This is a genomic window from Companilactobacillus farciminis KCTC 3681 = DSM 20184 (assembly GCF_002706745.1).
Lineage (GTDB): Bacteria > Bacillota > Bacilli > Lactobacillales > Lactobacillaceae > Companilactobacillus > Companilactobacillus farciminis.
The window spans coordinates 1,858,690-1,876,319 of record NZ_CP017702.1; the positions used below are offsets into that span (position 1 = coordinate 1,858,690).

General features: G+C 36.8%; 15 protein-coding genes. All 15 read right to left on the reverse strand.

Going from position 1 to position 17,630, the window contains the following annotated elements:
* Positions 1-17 precede the first annotated feature (17 nt).
* On the reverse strand, positions 18-581 hold the full coding sequence (locus LF20184_RS09075) for a hypothetical protein (protein ID WP_010020408.1): 564 nt from the start codon (positions 579-581) through the stop codon (positions 18-20).
* A 163-nt stretch (positions 582-744) separates the two neighbouring features.
* Entirely contained in the window at positions 745-1,986 is a 1,242-nt protein-coding gene (locus LF20184_RS09080) for an MFS transporter (protein WP_099240625.1), read from the reverse strand.
* A 302-nt stretch (positions 1,987-2,288) separates the two neighbouring features.
* The gene (adhE, locus tag LF20184_RS09085) at positions 2,289-4,907 is read right to left on the reverse strand and encodes a bifunctional acetaldehyde-CoA/alcohol dehydrogenase (RefSeq protein ID WP_010020410.1); all 2,619 of its coding nucleotides are present in this window, start codon (positions 4,905-4,907) and stop codon (positions 2,289-2,291) included.
* Positions 4,908-5,276: 369 nt separating this feature from the next.
* Positions 5,277-6,953: an oleate hydratase gene (locus LF20184_RS09090; RefSeq protein WP_010020411.1), complete on the reverse strand. Its 1,677-nt coding sequence runs from the start codon at positions 6,951-6,953 to the stop codon at positions 5,277-5,279.
* A 168-nt stretch (positions 6,954-7,121) separates the two neighbouring features.
* Positions 7,122-8,318: an acetate/propionate family kinase gene (locus tag LF20184_RS09095; protein WP_010020413.1), complete on the reverse strand. Its 1,197-nt coding sequence runs from the start codon at positions 8,316-8,318 to the stop codon at positions 7,122-7,124.
* 10 nt (positions 8,319-8,328) lie between these two features.
* Positions 8,329-9,342 carry a class I SAM-dependent methyltransferase gene (locus LF20184_RS09100; RefSeq protein WP_010020414.1) on the reverse strand — a complete coding sequence of 338 codons (1,014 nt, stop codon included), beginning with the start codon at positions 9,340-9,342 and terminating at the stop codon, positions 8,329-8,331.
* A gap of 51 nt (positions 9,343-9,393) precedes the next feature.
* Positions 9,394-9,618 carry a hypothetical protein gene (locus LF20184_RS09105; protein WP_010020415.1) on the reverse strand — a complete coding sequence of 75 codons (225 nt, stop codon included), beginning with the start codon at positions 9,616-9,618 and terminating at the stop codon, positions 9,394-9,396.
* A complete protein-coding gene (locus LF20184_RS09110; RefSeq protein ID WP_198403319.1) occupies positions 9,608-9,982 on the reverse strand; it encodes a ComGF family competence protein in 375 nt (124 codons plus the stop codon). Before LF20184_RS09110 ends, LF20184_RS09105 begins: the two co-directional genes overlap by 11 nt.
* A 46-nt stretch (positions 9,983-10,028) precedes the next feature.
* Positions 10,029-10,316: a hypothetical protein gene (locus LF20184_RS09115; protein WP_010020417.1), complete on the reverse strand. Its 288-nt coding sequence runs from the start codon at positions 10,314-10,316 to the stop codon at positions 10,029-10,031.
* A complete protein-coding gene (locus LF20184_RS09120) occupies positions 10,300-10,539 on the reverse strand; it encodes a hypothetical protein (protein ID WP_010020419.1) in 240 nt (79 codons plus the stop codon). The genes LF20184_RS09115 and LF20184_RS09120 overlap by 17 nt, the downstream gene beginning before the upstream one ends.
* Positions 10,540-10,723: 184 nt before the next feature.
* Complete coding sequence (gene comGC / locus LF20184_RS09125) at positions 10,724-11,047, reverse strand: competence type IV pilus major pilin ComGC (protein WP_099240486.1); 324 nt, start codon at positions 11,045-11,047, stop codon at positions 10,724-10,726.
* Entirely contained in the window at positions 11,044-12,057 is a 1,014-nt protein-coding gene (locus tag LF20184_RS09130) for a type II secretion system F family protein (RefSeq protein ID WP_010020422.1), read from the reverse strand. Before LF20184_RS09130 ends, comGC begins: the two co-directional genes overlap by 4 nt.
* Positions 12,023-12,991 (reverse strand): competence type IV pilus ATPase ComGA, encoded by a 969-nt coding sequence (comGA, locus tag LF20184_RS09135; RefSeq protein WP_010020423.1) that lies wholly within the window; start codon positions 12,989-12,991, stop codon positions 12,023-12,025. The genes LF20184_RS09130 and comGA overlap by 35 nt, the downstream gene beginning before the upstream one ends.
* A gap of 77 nt (positions 12,992-13,068) precedes the next feature.
* Positions 13,069-13,803, reverse strand: a complete 735-nt coding sequence (locus LF20184_RS09140; RefSeq protein WP_010020424.1) for a YebC/PmpR family DNA-binding transcriptional regulator — start codon at positions 13,801-13,803, stop codon at positions 13,069-13,071.
* 113 nt (positions 13,804-13,916) lie between these two features.
* On the reverse strand, positions 13,917-17,534 hold the full coding sequence (locus LF20184_RS09145; protein WP_010020425.1) for a leucine-rich repeat protein: 3,618 nt from the start codon (positions 17,532-17,534) through the stop codon (positions 13,917-13,919).
* Positions 17,535-17,630: the final 96 nt, after the last annotated feature.

Below are 17,630 nucleotides of genomic sequence, written 5' to 3' on the forward strand. Positions count from 1 at the left end.
TTATGAAACTTCTCTGCCTATCGTGGTCCAATATTTATCACTACTGTATCTTGAACCCATTCATTTGTTGCAACACGATAATAGTAATGACCATCATGAATTCGATAACGGTCAGTGATCCACTTTGTACTATTTGCTAACGCTCTGTTAGTAATGACTTTAGAACTTCCATCTTCAGAGAAACTAAATAACTTGCAATATGATGAATTTTTATTACTTACTGTAACAATACCTTGCATCAAAATAGTTTTTTCATATTTCTTCTTTTCTGATTCAGGTAGATGAAAACTTCCATTATGCATGTATTCTGGTGAAATATTTCCTGGATGTTCGATACTATATTGAACCTCTTCAGGCGATAGTTCAGTACCGTCCCAAGGATGAGTAGTATCAAAATCGTGTTCGTACCAATATCCACCTTGTTCCTCAGAAGTCATTTCTTGAATTTCTTCTGCAGTATAATCTGCAGCTTGAACATTAGTAGCTTGTAACAAAGGTAATCCTGTTGCTGCAATACTCAAAACCGCTAGTGATGTTAATAGTGGTTTTTTATTGAATCTAATTCTCTTAGTGCGCTTCATAAATAAATCCCCTTTTCAATTTTTTATCGTACTCTCAATCGAAAGAAAACAAATTTAAATTTGGTATGTAAACTTGTTTTCAAAAGATCGTACTGTATTACAGAATTTAATATGAAAATAGGAGCCATATTAAACCATATTTTGTACACTTTTTCTCTTTTTACTATTCCTGTGCAATCTTAGTCAACATAGCAAATATTACTAATCCCACTAAAAACAAAACACTCAAAGAAGCAGCGCCAATGGTCGACTTACCAGTCATTTGTGTGACGATAGCCACAATAAATGGACCCATAACTGCTGAGAATTTACCCAGAATATTCAAGAATCCATAAAATTCACTGCCGGATTCTTTAGGAATAATTTGACCGAAGTAGGATCTACTCAAAGCTTGCAAACCACCCTGACTAGTCCCGACTAAAATTGCTAGTACCCAAAAGTCAAAGCTAGTTTTCAAACGTAAGGCATACAAACAGATCAACAAGTAAACTCCAATTCCTAATAAAATACCTTTGCGCGTTGAAGTTTTATCTGCTAACCAGCCAAACATGATTGAAAATGGTACGGCAATCAATTGTACGACCAACATGACAATCATCAATTCTGTCGTCTTAATACCAATATCTAAACCGATTGCAGTCGCCATCGTAAAAATCGTATCTACTCCATCAATATAGAAGAAGTACGCTACCAAAAACCAAGCAACTTTTTTATATTGACGAATATGTCTGATAGTTGCAAACACTCGTTTAAAACTCCCAGATACTGGCGATTTGGTAGAAGTTACAGAGTACTTTTGAGTAACGTTTCTTTGAAGTGGCAAGTAAAAAATCAACCACCAACTAGCGGCAATGATAAAACTCATTTTGGCAATACCTACTCCATCCAACATCCCAAATCCACTCGTCAACTGCATAATTAGAAAGAGTATGAATGCAAGCACCCCACCTAAATATCCAAAAGCGTAGCCATAAGTCGATATCTTATTCATCTGCAGATCATCTGCCACATCGGTCAAAAAACTATCATAAAACAAATTACTGACTGAATACCCAATCGCCGAAAAAATATAAATCGTTAATAGCATTTGCCACTGACTTGTTGGTACAAAAGCTAGACCGACTGTCATTACTATCCCTAACCAACAAAACATACTCAATAGTCGTTTTTTAAAATTAGGATAGTCTGCCAAAGCTCCTAAAAATGGTGCCAACAACGAAACTAATAACGTACTAAAACTATTAGCATATCCCCAGTATGCTGTCGAACTAGCGTTAGAAATCCCAGAACTCGTCGCAACTGATTTGAAGTAAACTGGCAAAACTGCCGTTGTAACGATGATTCCATAAGCAGAATTGGCCCAATCATACATGATCCAACTCCATTGCTCTTTATTAATACCCAGTTTGATTTTATTATTCTTTAAAGAAATCATAATCCCCATCCATTCTTTAAACTCATCGAAATTGTAGCATGTACAATTCAATCTCCGATATCAAAAATCTCAATTAAATTTTCTTAATTTTATCCTTATAAACACTGATTTAACAGCATTTTTTAACAATCAACAAAAAAATAAATATCGGTTGTATTATTATAGACTGAAAAAACTGAGAATTAATATAGCCAAAATTGTATAAAAAATCATAAAAAAAATGATGTAATTCAGATTTTACTCTGAACTACATCATTTTTATTTAATGAAGTCTATTTTTCGATTCCTTTTCCGACATAAACATCTTCAAGAACTTGTTTCAATTCTGAAATCAATGGTTCCTTAGGGTTAGTGAATGAGAATTGATCGCCAAAGGTTGCTTCAGCTAAGTCGTCCAACTTACTATCGAAGTCTTTCTTATCGATATAGTTGTCCTTCAAGCTTAACTTAATACCAACAGCATGAGCAAGATCAACAATCTTCTTCACTAAGGCATCCTTCAAAGCACGGTTGTCTTTGCCAGTCAAACCAATGTAACTAGCCATAGCAGCATAATCAGAATCAGCTCTGAAGCTTTCGTATGCAGGCCACATTGTCATCTTAGTTGGTTGCTCGAAGTTATAGTTGATAACTTGTGGCAAGGCAATGATTGAAGCCAATCCGTGTCTGATACCATAGGCATTTGTCAAAACATCAGTGATTGAGTGAGCAACACCGGCAAAGGCATTACCATATGATAAGCCAGCTAGAGTTGAAGCGTTGTGCATTTCTGCTTGAGCATCTTTGTTACCAGCAACAGCTTTTTCTAAGTTATCAAAGACTAATTTAATAGCTTGTAATGCATATGGTCTTGTGTAATCTGAAGCCATATTTGCAACGTATGATTCAACGGCATTAGTCAAAACATCCATACCAGATTCAGCCATGATGTCTTTTGGCATTGTTTCAACAAATTGTGAATCAATGATAGCAACATCAGGTGTCAATGCATAATCAGCGATTGGGTACTTAGTACCAGTCTTAGTATCGATGATTGAACTAAATGGTGTAACTTGGTCTCCGCCGCCGAATGTTGTAGGAATAGCAACAAATTGAGCTTTTTCTGGCTTAGGGAACTTATAAGTACGTTTTCTAATATCGATGAAGCCTTGTTTTGCACCAAATAAGTCAACATCTGGATGTTCGTAGAATAACCACATGTCTTTGGCAGTTTCCATGGTTGTACCGCCACCTAAGGCAATGATTGTATCTGGCTTGAAGAGATTCATTTGTGTAACGCCACGTTTAACAACATCAGTAGTTACGATATTGTCAACGTCTGAGAACATTGAGTATTCAACATTAACTTTACTGCGTTTCAATTCATCAGTGATTGTGTCAACAAATCCTAATTGAACCATGACAGGATCACAGACGATAAAGGCTCTCTTCATACCTTGAAGATCTTCTAGATAACGAACTGAAGTCTTTTCATAGTAAACTCTTGGTTGTTTAATCCATTGCATGTTATTTCTCCGTTTAGCGATTGTCTTAATATTAAGCAAATCAAATGAAGATACGTTGTGAGAAATAGAATTCTTACCCCATGAACCAGTACCAAGTGTTAATGATGGGATCATTTCGTTATAAAGATTACCAATACCACCGATAGCAGCAGGAGTATTAACTAGTACACGACTAGCTTTCATCTTGATACCAAATTCAGTAGCTAAATCTTCATTCATTGTGTGAATACCAACTGTGTGACCTAAACCACCGAAGTGTAGCAATTCATCAGCTTTTTCAAATCCTTCTTTGTGACCAGCAACTTTGAAGACTGATAGTACTGGTGAAAGCTTTTCAGCTGAAAGTGGTTCGTCTGGACCAACCTTGCTCAATTCAACACCTAGAACTTTAGTATCAGCAGGAACTTTGATACCAGCAAGTTTAGCAATGTTCAAAGCTGATTGACCGGCAATAGGACCTTTAACTCCACCTTCTGGTCTAAACATAGCATCGGCTAACTTCTTGTAGTCAGCTTTCTTGATGAAGAAGACTTTGTTCTTTTCTAATAATGACTTAACTTCGTCATAAATATCAGCATCAATAATGGCACTATTTTCAGCGGCACAAACCATACCATTATCAAAAGTCTTAGAAATCATAATATCGTTAACAGCGCGTTTGATGTTGGCAGTCTTCTCAATGTAAGCAGGACCATTACCAGGACCAACACCCAAAGCAGGTTTACCAGTTGAGTAAGCAGCTTTGACCATTCCAGGACCACCAGTAGCAAGAACTGAGGCAACCCCTTCGTTATTCATCAAGTATGAAGTAGCTTCGATACTTGGTTTTTCGATCCATTGGATAACACCTTCAGGTGCACCTGCATCAACAGCAGCTTTTAACATAACTTTAGCAGCAGCGACTGAACATTTTTGAGCTTGGGGATGGAATCCAAAAATAATTGGGTTACGTGTCTTCAAGGCAATCAATGACTTGAACATTGCTGTAGAAGTTGGGTTAGTAACTGGAGTAACACCAGCTAAAACACCAAGTGGTTCAGCGACTTTGATCAAACGGTGTTCTTTGTCGTCTTCGATGATACCAACGGTTTTATCACGTTTGATTGAGTGCCAAATCTCTTCGGTTGAATACATATTCTTGATAACTTTATCTTCAACCAAACCACGACCAGTTTCTTCGTATGCCAATTTAGCTAATCTAAAACTAGCATTCAATCCGGCAATGGCCATTTGGTGAACAATGTGATCAACTTGTTCTTGAGTGAAGCTGTCCATGATTTCCAAAGCCTTGTGAGCTTTAGCAACCATTTCATCAATAACAGGTTTTACTTCTTCTTTTTTATCAGGTTTTGCAGCAGTATTTGTATCTTTGGAACCTTTCAACATCTGATTACCTCCAAGAATAAAAACTATATTTGTTAACTAATTCACGTTTTATCATATCACTGTGTTTTTTTTGTTCAAGCATTTTAATCGAAAAAGACAATGTAAACGTATCCACGTTGATGTATCAACACGTATCCGATGATTGTTTGTTAGTTAATGAATTTCACATCCTCGATTTCATAAATTCTATTGTGAATAATTCTTCACAAAGTCCGTGTTATGGGTCTTTTTGAATTCACAAAAAAAGTAGATTGAAGTGATTTTCAACCTACTTTGTGAAATATTTTGTTTTTTAAACGGGTTACACAAGCCAATTCCCATAGTTAGGCAAATGCTCAAAGTTTAACCGTCATTCTCCGCTCTCTCTATCTATCTAAACATTGTCTTAGTAGCACGGGCCATTACTTTTGGATCTTTTTCGTAATGGTGCATTGGTGTCATTTCTGACAATGGAATGTTCAACAAGGTATAAACAGCACGTTGAGCGGCACGGAATGAATATTGTTCTGTAAAGACCATATCGAATGGTTGTTCACAGAATTGACTGATGAAGGCTAAGTTTCTACTGTGCTTTGGCACTACATCTGGACGGTCACCGACAGCTCTTTGATTGAACATTGCTGAAGCATATGGCAAGTGAACGGGAATTACGTTGACAATACTGTCCATGATTTCTTCAGTATGATTCTTGATATTGTCTTTACTTGGATCAGTTGCAGCTAGATGACCGAGCAATTCTTCAAGCATTTCTTTACCAGTCAATTCCATAACAGGTTTTTGAACGTAATCACCGTTTCTTCTTGGATACATGAAGTAACCCCAGAATGTTGATTCGTTAGGTTTTTGTGCCTTGAAGTGTGGTTGATGGTGAACAACGATTGACAACAATGGCGTACTTTCAATCCAAGTGTTCAAAGCATTACCTGGTTCTTGTTGGGTGATACGTGAAATTTCGTTAACTAAAAAGTGGTTGTTAGTCGTAACTGTGAAACTTACCCACTCACTTTGTGAACGGTCACCGAAGAATTTATCAGGATTGCCTAGTGAATAGAACTTCTCAGCAGCCTTCTTCCAAAGCATTGCACTAGGTGCATAATCCATATTCTCTTTGAATGGTGTATTGAAATCACCAATTGCTGAACTATCAGTGATCGAACCATTAGTATCGAAGACTAAGTCGTTTTCAGCGATATCGATATGTCCCTCTTTGTTGTCATTATCGACTTCTTCATACTTCAAGCCAGTTACAACGATATCATCTTGCAATGGTGTGTCTTTGAATTCGAGGTCAGTAACCTTACGATTGTTGATAAAGGTTACGCCACGGTCTTCCAAATACTTGCGCATTGGTAAAATAATACTTTCAAATTGGTTATAAGGACTTCTCGTTACACCTTCCAAAGTATTGATACGACTGAATTCTAGAATCATACGATTCATATAACGACGCAACTCAACTGCTGAACTAGCACGTTTGAAAGCAAAGGTTGTTTGCCACATGTACCAGAAATTAGTTGTGAAGAAGTGAGGACTACTTGCAAACCATTCAGCAATACTGATGTTGTTCAACTTTTCTTCGTCTTTTTCTGGCATCAACATTAATTTCGACAACAAGTAACGATCTTTATTATCGAATTGCATATGCTTGTAATTGTCTTTGCCCGGATTTACACGTGGTCCATTGTGATCAATCAAACGTCCCACATCATGAGTTGGATGAGCATGATCAAAGTTCAAAATGTCATCGGTAACAGTTTGTCCAGGATGATCTAGAGATGGCACTGAACGCAAAACATCCCAAAGATTCTCGAAAGTTTCTTCGTTAAGCATTCTTCCACCTTTTGCTAGAAATCCTTTGTTATTAGAAAGTGCTTGGTTGCCATATTCATTTTCATAATCTTTTACAGCGGCACCATCATTAGCACCGTGGTCTTCAAGTCCCATCATAGTGATTTGATCACCATTGAATCCGCCATCACGAATCAAATAGATACCAGCAGCTAAGTTACCAATACCAGTACCAATCATGTAGGCTTTTCTTGTCATAATAACTGACCTCCATTCAAATCTTACTGTTCATCTATACAACTCAAATATAGCAGTTTTCTTAAGAAAGTAAAGGCTTACATTTTGATTTTTGTATCATTTTTCTTCTAGTTTTTGGAATAAAAAAAGGAATCAAAACTAGTTAAATTAGTTTCGATTCCTTGCATATTAATCGCTGTATTTAGTTAGACGAATGACGTCACGAACAATCATCAGTTCTTCATCTGTTGGAACGACTAGGACTTTGACTGTTGAGTCATCGGTACTGATCAAACGTGTGCCAGTACCATTTTCGTTACGATCTTTATCAATTTTTACACCCATATAATTAAAACTATTGGCAATATCTGCTCTAATTTCAGCATTGCCTGCACCAACACCGGCTGTAAAGATAATTACATCAGTGCCTTTGAGCATAGCAATGTATGAACCGATATATTTGACGATTCGATTGATGAAAATCTTGATTGCCAAATCAGAGCGGTCGTTTTCTGCTCTAGTAGCTAATAAATCACGCATATCTGGTGAAACGCCAGAAATACCTAGCAAACCAGATTTAGTATTTAAAATTTTAACCATTTCACTTGGATCAGTGATCTTTAACTTTTGCATCAAATAAGCAACAAGCGAAGGATCAATATCTCCAGAACGTGTACTCATTGTGATACCAGCTAGCGGTGTGAAGCCCATTGAAGTATCGACTGATTTGCCGTCTTCAATTGCATCGATTGATGAACCACTACCCAAGTGACAAGAAATAATCTTCAAATCGTTCAAAGGTATTTGCAAGTAATCAGCTGCAGCTTGTGAGACATATCTATGGCTAGTACCGTGAGCTCCAAACTTACGAACACCATATTTTTCATAATATTCGTAAGGAATACTATACAAGTAATTGACTGGATCCATTGTTTGATGGAATGACGTATCAAAGACAGCTACTTGTGGTACATCTGGCAATATTCTTTCAAAAGCTTCAATACCAGCAGCTTGTCCAGGATTATGCAATGGAGCAAATTCTGACAAGTTCTTGATTTGTTGAACCACTCTTGGAGTTACAACAGCAGAGTCTTTAAAGATACTACCACCGGCAACTACTCGATGACCGACACCAGTAATTTCTGAATAGTCATCAATGATCTTTAAGTCGATCAATTTATCGAGCATTTTATTGACGGCAGTTGTGTGATCAGGGATATCACCCATTTCACTAATCTTTTTACCACCAAATTCAACTTCAAAAACCGAATCAGAAAGGCCAAGACGATCAACCATTCCTTTTGCAACAACTTTTTCATCAGGTACTGTGTATAGTTTCCACTTCAGTGTAGAGCTACCAGAATTAACGGCCATGATTTTAGACATTTAATCTCACCTAACCTTTAAAATTTTTAGCCCAGTCTTGTAACTGGTCTTTAAATCCTTCAAACAACTTGGGATTATTAGTGTCTGGAATTGTACCCATCAAAACATTTTCCACTTGCTTAGCATTATTACCATGCTTTTGCAAAACGACTACTGCCTTTTGTGCCTCTTTAGAAGCAAACAAATTGGCAGGTAAGTCTAAGACAGCCTGCAAATAAACACTTGAAACCATCCACTCGGATAATTTCTTAGCTTGATCCGTTTGGAAAATTTGTGATGGGACGATAAAGATACCCAGTCCACCATCATTCAAATTATTCATTGTTTGTTCAATCAACAGATGATGAGCATAAGAATGGCCCGATTCAGCGCTAGTCTGGAAATTCTTGGCATTTTCATCAATTGGATAATAGCCAACTGGTAAATCTGCCACCGCCATGTCGATATCAGTAATATCCCAATCTGCCACACTATCTTGGTGATAGGCATCCAAATTAAGATTCATCACTTCGCTAAATGACTTGGCTAATGCGACAAGTGTATCATCGTTATCCAAAGCCGCAGCATTGATATGGAATTTATCAGTCATATTCAATTGTTCGATAACTTCAATCAACAAGTTACCTGTTCCGACTGTCGGATCAACTATGTTCACCGTTTTCTTATTTTGAACATTTAGTACCTCATAAGCAATAAGGCTCGCAATCAAACCAATGGCATCTGGAGTCATTAATTTATTGACTTCTGCCTTATCATCTTTTTGAGCTTTGATAATAGCGACCGTGATAGCTTGCTTCAACTGCAATGGAGTTAAGTTCAATTGTTTTAGTTCTTGATAAATTGCTTCTAGTTTAGCAACTGTTGCTTGATCAGGAACTGAATTTTCAACATAAACTTTGCCATCGGAAATATTAGTTAAATTCTCGGCAAGTGTATCAATATTGCTTACTTTCAAAGACTCCATCAATAAAGAATTGGCTTTGTTTAGCTTATCAAAATATGATTGCATATCTTTTTCTGACATAGTTAACCTCTTTGCTTCATAATAAAATTTTAACGTTGGAACCGATTTTATTCAAGGATTCCTAAATTCACGATAGTCTATTTTATTACTTTTATTAAAATTCTTGTTAATTTGTTGCTTGTATAATTCGTCCAACTTCTGGTAATCGTTGATTTCTTCAGCTAAATAAGAGCTGCTGTAACCAATAACCATAATTGCGACCATTAATACTAATATACTATTTAACAGGACAGTTGCGCCATGTTTTTGACTTTTTTGCAACCAATCACTCATCATAAACTAAACACATTGTTGATTTTTGCTGAGCTTTATTCTCTGTTGTAATAATAACTAAATTTCCATTTTTTTCAATATCAATTTTTTTCAGATCCGTCATAATCGGTTCATGTCCTCCATTTGAGACCGTCCTTGCGTGCAACATTAATTTATCTCCTGCCCAGTATTTCTCAATGACTCGCTTATTTTGTTCATCATTTGGTGAATAGACTATTCGTTGATTTTTTAAATTAATAATTTTACTATTTTGCAAAACTGTTTGCAGTTTTTCTTGCGTGATATGCCATCTAACTTGTTCTTGAAAATCCGTCTGTTGAATGATTTTTAAAATTTGTAGGCTCTGCTGCAAAATACCTAAGGTCATGATTGTGACCATTAATGCGATGATTGTCTCGTATAATGTAAATCCCCTATGTGGTTGGTTTGATTTGATAAACATTTTTATTGACCGTTACCTGGTATTCGTTATTATTCGTTTCAAAAAAATACTTTTTGTCTTTGATGATCAAAGGATTGGGTACGTTGTGACTTCGTAAATTTAACAAGACAATTTTATGAGCATTGACGCGCTCTTCCCAGTGATCAATCAATTTGAATTCTTCTTTGACACAATAAGTCAGGGTAAAAATTATCAAAACTGAAATCGATAACGCTACGAGTGATTCTGCCAAAACAAAGCCTTCACGATGTTGTCTCAATAATTTCACCCCAATTCATTTGGATTTTATAAAAAATTTTTTGATGGCTCAATTTCGACTCAACAATAATCGTTGCTGCCGTAGCCTCACCACCATTGTTGATCGTATAATTAGCCCTTGAACCTGAAGTTATTTTTAAAGTTTTGGGTATTTTTTTACTTTGAGTTTTAGTCTTATCGTCTTTTGAAGTATGAAAAATAATTCTCTCTTTATCAAAGACCATCCTTCCTCCAGTATTGTGCAGATAGCAATAATTAAAGGTGCTCTTAAATGAATCCTTGAACCATTGCAAATACTGACGTTCTTCAACCCTAGCTTGATAGTCTTTGAGATTATAGATTGAAAAAATCGTTAGGCTACAAAATATGGTTAAACTTACGACAGTTTCCAATAATGTAAAAGCCTTTCTAACTGGCATCAGTTTTATCTTTTTCCACTAAATTATTGAGATTGAGATCTTTTATTTTTTTTGCTCTTTTGGATTGAGCTGCAGTTATATAGTTTTCTTTTTGTAAGTCGTCTGCCGAGACAGTTGTTTTTTCTGGATTGTTTTCCAAATATAATTCTGCTTGAGTAGTTAGAGTTGTTTTAAAAGCCTCTTCCGACTTAGTGCTGGCATGATCTTTTTGAGCCACAATATTCGGCACCATAATTAGCATTAGCAAAGAAATAATAAACAAAACAACTACCATTTCAATTAAAGTAAAACCTTTTCTGATTTTTTTCATCATGACATCCCTTTCATCATTCCATATATCGGCACCAAGACGATCAAATACGTCACAACAATTACGATTGCAATAATGCCGAACAATATGGGCTGAACTAAATTTAAAAGTTTTTTTAATTCTTGCTTAGTTTCCTCGAACTTTAATTCTGAAATCAGTAACAAATCTTGTGCCAACTGTGGTCCACTCTCGCCAGCTTGAATAATGACTTGCAACTGATTTGGCAATAATGGTTCTTCTTGAATCATTTGCATCAAACTTTTTCCCTGCTGTAATTCATTGATAAATTTAGTGCCCAAATAGCGTTGAATTGAGCCTTCTTGAAAGCGATTGCTAGATTCACAAATTATGAAAAAATTCATACCACTGGCCAACTGCATTCCCAATCCCTGTAAAATTAAAAATTGAAAAAAATGTAAATAAATCTTGCCAACTAACGGCAATTTCACAAGTAATAACGAACGATGATATTCATCTCTTCGGCGCAAATTAACAATCAATAAAATTACTCCGCTTGCTAACAAAAACAAACTAACCAAGATAACTCCTAAAAATAAATCAATCGACTTTCCACTACCAGCGATAGCCAACTGTGGCACAATGTAAATCTTCATTCCAACTAGCATCGTCAATAGAAACACTAAAATAAAACTCGGATAAACTAACAGCTCTTTTAATTTGTTCTTTTGTTGAGCTTGGCTCTGCAATAAAATCCCTGTTTGCATTAAAGTCTGATCAATCTTGCCGTGATTTTGAGCAATAACGATTTGATTAAAAATCACATCAGGTAATTGCAGATGTCGTAGCGCTTGTGAAATCATTGCTCCATTTTGCAAGTCCTGATGAATTTTTTCAAAAACATCGTGTCTATTTTCGAGTAAGCGTAAACAATTGATCGACTGACTTAGTGAAAATCCGTTCCCCAAAAGCTTGCTGATGGTCAGTAAAAATTGTGCTTGCTGCTTAGAATTTATCTTCTTATCCGTTAACAAATTCTTGATAAACATCTTCATCTATTCGCCCTGCTTGATAAATTTTCCGTATACCTTGTCCCCATCTGTCGTCCTTGAGATTGTTTTCCAAATACTCCTTGATTTCTGTCGCATTCAAAGTATCTAAAAATATTTGTAAATCATCATACGTTGGAATTAATCTTTGATACGAAATCAAGTTGATAGCATTGCCAATTTCCTCATCGCTAACGCCAAATTGTTGCAGTCTTTGAATCACTGAATACTTAGATTTACCATGAATCGTAGACATGACCGTATAGCCACAAATAGCTGCCCGAATAGCTTGTTGAGCAGTCTTGGCATCCCTGATCTCTCCAATGATCAAAATACCTGGGCGATGGCGCAAAGTGGTTTTAATCAACTCTTCATAAGTCATTCCGGCTTCTTCATTGACTTGTAATTGTAAAAAACTATCCTCAACAATTTCAATTGGGTCTTCGATACACATGACTCGCTTCTTGTAGCTAAGCTGGCGCGTCAAGGCATACATCAACGAAGTTTTTCCTGAACCCATTGGTCCCGCAAATAGCATCATGCCCTTTTGCTTAGCAATCGGTAATAAATTTTCGACGATTTCTTCTGATATTGGTGAAACTAATTCCTGTGGATAAATCAAGCGAATTACCATTGACTCTCGATTTTTGAAGTCCCCCACAGCCGAAACTCGAATAAAGATTTGTCGATTTTGATACATAAAGTTAAAAGATCCTTTTTGAGCACGCCGTCTTTCTGAAATATCCAAACCAGAATTGAATTTAAGATAATTCATGATCATAGTAGTTTCCTCAGTTGTCAGATCTGCTACCGTATATGTTTGAAGTGCATTGCGTGCTTCGATATGATAGTGGCCTTCTCTTGGCAAGAAATAAATATCTGAAATTTTATTAGTACAGGCTTCGGTTAATAAATTTTTGACCATCGTAATAATTGACATATTAATTCCTCCTTTACAAAAAAATTACGCAAAAAAAGACCGCAAACTCAATTGTTTACGGTCTTAATTTTTAAAAATTATTCGTCGTCTTCATCTGCAGCAGCAGTGTAAACTTCTGAAACATCATCATCGTCTTCAAGTTGATCGATCATGTGTTGGAATTGTTCCTTCTTTTCTTCAGGAACTGGTGTTGTATTTTGAGGAATCATTGTCAATTCTGCATCGGCAAGGTCATATCCCTTTTCAATCAAACCATCACGAACTGCAGCAAATTCTTTTGCTTCTGTATAAATTTCAAAAGCATCATCTGATGTTTGCAAATCGTCTGCACCAAGATCCATGATATCCATTAATACTGTATCTTCATCTTGTGAGTTCTTTGTACGGTCCAAAACAATGTAACCTTTACGGTCAAACATGTATGAAACTGAACCACTTGAACCCATGCTACCTCCGTTACGGGTAAATGCAACACGTACGGCAGAAGCAGTTCTGTTCTTGTTATCTGTCAAAGCTTCTACTAAAACTGCAACTCCACCTGGAGCATAGCCTTCGTATGTAACTTCATCATAATGATCGTCACTACCGCCATCAGCCTTGTCTAAGGCACGTTTGATGTTGTCCTTTGGCATATTGGCTGCACGAGCTTTATCTACTATTAAACGAAGGGCAGCATTATCGTTAGGATCGGAGCCACCCGCCTTAGCTGCCATAAATAACTCACGAGACAGCTTTTGGAAGATTTTACCACGCTTTGCATCTTGGGCACTTTTTCTACCTTGGATGTTATGCCATTTTGAATGTCCTGACATTTCTGTTTCCTTCTTTCATGATTATTGTAAACCGCATATTATTTTATCAAAACAACTTCGTTATTTCAATATTTGCAGGTCAAATAACCATCAAAAAAGTAGTTTTTATTAATCTAGTGACGAACTTTTCTGATATCGATTACACCTAGCGTCAAAACAGCAATCATCGCACCGAGAATTTTCATAAATGTACCACTGTCATTACCCGTTTGTGGGAATGTTTGAATACCACTTTGATTAGTAGGATCATAACCGTTTTTGTGCAAGTTAGTTGGTGCCACTAAGACGCCATTGGATTGTCCCTTTACTCCTGGAACATAGTAAACATTGCCTTCCATAATGACTTCAGGACGTGAATTATTGTTAACGACTGTTTCTGAAGGATTCTTTGAAGCATCACTGACATTACTGCTTGAGGAACCATCGGTATTGTTATTCACATTGTCATTAGTATTTTCGTCAGGATTATTGCCAGTCCCATTGTTGTTTGGATCTTTTTCATCAGGAACTACCGGTTCAACTGGAGATACGACTGGTGGTTCTACTGGATTGGTTGGGTCTGTCGGATCTGTTGGATCCGTTGGGTCCGTTGGATTCGTTGGGTCTGTTGGGTCCGTTGGGTCTGTTGGATCTGTTGGATCTGTTGGATCCGTTGGATCTGTTGGATCTGTTGGATCTGTTGGGTCAACGGTACCACCGCCACTAGTAGGATCAGCTTCAACTGTTAATTGAACTGTTTTTTCTTGTCCATCAGCGGTACTCAATACAACGTCATAAGTTCCAGCTGTATTCAAATCAGCTTTACTCAAGTCAACTTTAACATCCAAAGGATTACCATTAACATCTGTTGCTGAAGCTTGAAAGTCACTAGCTGTTGGTGCTGGGTCTCCAACGTGCATCGTATAATTGCTACCGACTAAACTCTGTTTATCAGCAGTGATTGTCAAAGTACCAGGTACTACTGTAATCGAATAATTAGGATTGGCATTAGGATCAAAACTTGCATTGATTGCATAGGTTCCGGCTGTATCCCCAGGAACTCTAGTTAAGTTGTAAACTACTTGATCACCATCAGTAACACCAGGCATAGAAACTTCAGCCGTGAATGTTGGATCAGCTTGTCCAGCAACTTTATTAGCATTGGCGACTGTAATTGTAACTGGAGCTTTTTGAATGATCAATTGGCCAGTAGAGTCACTTTGTTGCCAGTTAATATAAGCACTTTGAGACAAATTATTGATATTGTCGATTGCTTGTTGAGTCAATCCCACTTGATAACTGCCAGCATTTTTAGCATCTGTATTTAAAATCAAATCACCATTTTGAGGTGTATAAACTGAACCATCTGACAAATTAACAACAAAGTTACCATAATCAATACTTTGATCTTGACCATTATAAGTTGTTTCTTGTGTTCCACTTAAACTATAAGTTCCTGAACGTTTGTAGACTTCAACTGTTACGGTACTTGAATCACTGCCATATTTATAAGTGACTTTATAAGTTCCGGGTTTCAACGTATCAATGGTTGTGACATTTTGATTATTGGGGTCGACGATGCTGTAAGTTATCGAATCAAAAGGAACGGTATCGCCATCGGGAGTTTTAGCACTAATGAAATTATCGCTTGGTTGCCAATTTGTTCCGGCAGCAACCTTAGAATTAATTGCTTCGATCACAGGGTCATTTAAAACGACATCGTAAGTTCCACTATATTTATTTGTGCCTGGCAAAGCCCAAGTGAAGGTAAAGCTATCAGTACCACTTGGAATATCAAAGACGCCATCACTATAAGTTACGCCATTGCTCAAATCAGAAATTGCTAAATCATTCTCAGTTACTCCACCGATGTTGATATTGAAGTAATCAGAGATTTTATTGTGGGCCGAATCAGTGAAAATTGCTGCTAACTGATCAACGATACCATTCAAATTAACATTATCTAATGAAACATTTGGCAATAAGACAGTCGTAATACGATTGTTGGCAAAGGCATTTGTTCCCACTTGAAAATTAGAAGCATTGGACGAAATACCCGTTAATTGATTGTTGCTAAAGGCAGAGTCACCAATACTTTGAACTGAATCAGGAACTGTCAATGTACCTGTCAATTTGTTAGTTGAAAAAGCTCCATTGCCAATTGTTTGCAAACCATTATTGAGTACTACGTTTGAAATATTATTGCCGGCAAAAGCATATTCACCAACTGTTTGCAAATTAGCAGGCAAAGTTAATGTTCCTTCCAAATTGGAATACTCAAATGCTCCCGTTCCAATCGTAGTCAAAGCTTTCGCATTGGAGAAGTCAACATTAGTTAACTTGTCATTGTAAGTAAAGGCTTGGTAACCAATGGATTTCAAGTTAGGACCAAATTTCATCGAAGTCAAACTAGTATCAGCTAAGAAGGCTTGATCACCAATAGTCTCCAAACTATCTGGCAAAGTTACCGATGTTAAACCATTGTCATAAATAAAAGCACCCTTACTGATATTTGTTAATTGGTTATTTTGACTCAAATCGATTGAAGTTAGCTTAGCATCTGTTGCAAAAGCTTCTTCACCAATATTTTGTAAATTAGTAGCCTTGGAGAAATCTACACTTGCTAAATTAGTATTACCAGCAAAAGTTTGATAGCCAATTGTTTGTAGGTTGGCAGGCAAAGTAATCGAAGTCAAAGCATTATTGTAAGAAAAAGCTGAATCGCCGATATTCTCAACTGAATCTGGCAATTGAACTTGTTTAATTTGATCACTTGAAAAGGCTTGTTTACCAATATTTTGCAAAGTCTTGTTATTAGATAGATCAAGATTATTAACTTTGGTATAAGCAAAAGCATCGTCGCCAATATCCGTCACACCATCATTGATTTGGACGCTGTTAATATTTTGGTTACTGAAGAAAGCCGCATTCCCAATCGCAGTAACATTATAGTCGGTGCTGGCATTAGTATCCTTATTAGTTACTGTGATCTTAGGTGGAATATTAATATTAGTATCCGCAGAAGTTAAATTAGAATTAGTACCTGTTAAAGTAGCATTACCGTTGTTGTCGGTACTCCAATTGAACTTGTTGGCGTCAGTATAATCCCCATCTGAAGAAATTGTATTGGCACTTGTATCTACTGGCGTCAAAGTAGTTGCTTTAGTATCAGTGGTAGTTTTAGCAGGTGTTGTAGCAGTTGAATCAGTAGTTGATGTTGGCGCTACTGGTGTCGTCGTAGTTGGCGTGGCTGTTGTTGGAGTCACGGTATTTGTAGTCGTGGTCGATTTAGTCAAACTTGAGGCTGCTGGTTGAACAAGACTGGTCGTATTTTTATCGGCACTATTGTCGGTATCAGTCTTAGTTGCAGCTTGCGTTACAGTATTTGTCGTGGCATCAGAAGCTACTTTTGGTGTCGTTGTTGAGCTATCTGAACCAGTGGCACTGGTATTATCTGTAGTTTTAGTGTCATCAGTCGTGGTGCCAGAAGCAGTCTTAGTAGGTGTTGATGTTGAATTCGTAGTTGAAGTAGCATTAGAGGTAGTATCAGAAGCAGTAGCTGCATCTGAAGTTGAAGATACTGAATCGGTAGTTGTTTTAGAAGGTACAGCAACTGAACTTGTATTATTATCAGTCGTGGCCGCATGAACAATGACTGAATGTCCTGCACTGGCCCCTAGTCCCAAAGTCATTGCTGCACCAGCGGCAATTAATAATTCTTTTTTATCAATTGTTAATTTTTTACTCGTCATATTAATAAACCGTCCTTGCTGGGATGAAATAAAAATCATAAACCTGTCTAAACATCTCAATTAATATAATACAACTTCTAAAATTAATTTCTATTT

Bases quoted from the DNA above. Each gene is read 5' to 3' on its own strand.
- LF20184_RS09120 (WP_010020419.1), bottom strand. From the start codon at position 10,539: ATGGTCTTTGATAAAGAGAGAATTATTTTTCATACTTCAAAAGACGAT.
- LF20184_RS09090 (WP_010020411.1), bottom strand. From the start codon at position 6,953: ATGACAAGAAAAGCCTACATGATTGGTACTGGTATTGGTAACTTAGCT.
- comGC (WP_099240486.1), bottom strand. From the start codon at position 11,047: ATGATGAAAAAAATCAGAAAAGGTTTTACTTTAATTGAAATGGTAGTT.
- LF20184_RS09105 (WP_010020415.1), bottom strand. From the start codon at position 9,618: ATGATGAGTGATTGGTTGCAAAAAAGTCAAAAACATGGCGCAACTGTC.
- LF20184_RS09140 (WP_010020424.1), bottom strand. From the start codon at position 13,803: ATGTCAGGACATTCAAAATGGCATAACATCCAAGGTAGAAAAAGTGCC.
- LF20184_RS09095 (WP_010020413.1), bottom strand. From the start codon at position 8,318: ATGTCTAAAATCATGGCCGTTAATTCTGGTAGCTCTACACTGAAGTGG.
- LF20184_RS09110 (WP_198403319.1), bottom strand. From the start codon at position 9,982: ATGACCTTAGGTATTTTGCAGCAGAGCCTACAAATTTTAAAAATCATT.
- LF20184_RS09100 (WP_010020414.1), bottom strand. From the start codon at position 9,342: ATGTCAGAAAAAGATATGCAATCATATTTTGATAAGCTAAACAAAGCC.
- adhE (WP_010020410.1), bottom strand. From the start codon at position 4,907: ATGTTGAAAGGTTCCAAAGATACAAATACTGCTGCAAAACCTGATAAA.
- LF20184_RS09075 (WP_010020408.1), bottom strand. From the start codon at position 581: ATGAAGCGCACTAAGAGAATTAGATTCAATAAAAAACCACTATTAACA.
- LF20184_RS09130 (WP_010020422.1), bottom strand. From the start codon at position 12,057: ATGAAGATGTTTATCAAGAATTTGTTAACGGATAAGAAGATAAATTCT.
- LF20184_RS09145 (WP_010020425.1), bottom strand. From the start codon at position 17,534: ATGACGAGTAAAAAATTAACAATTGATAAAAAAGAATTATTAATTGCC.
- comGA (WP_010020423.1), bottom strand. From the start codon at position 12,991: ATGTCAATTATTACGATGGTCAAAAATTTATTAACCGAAGCCTGTACT.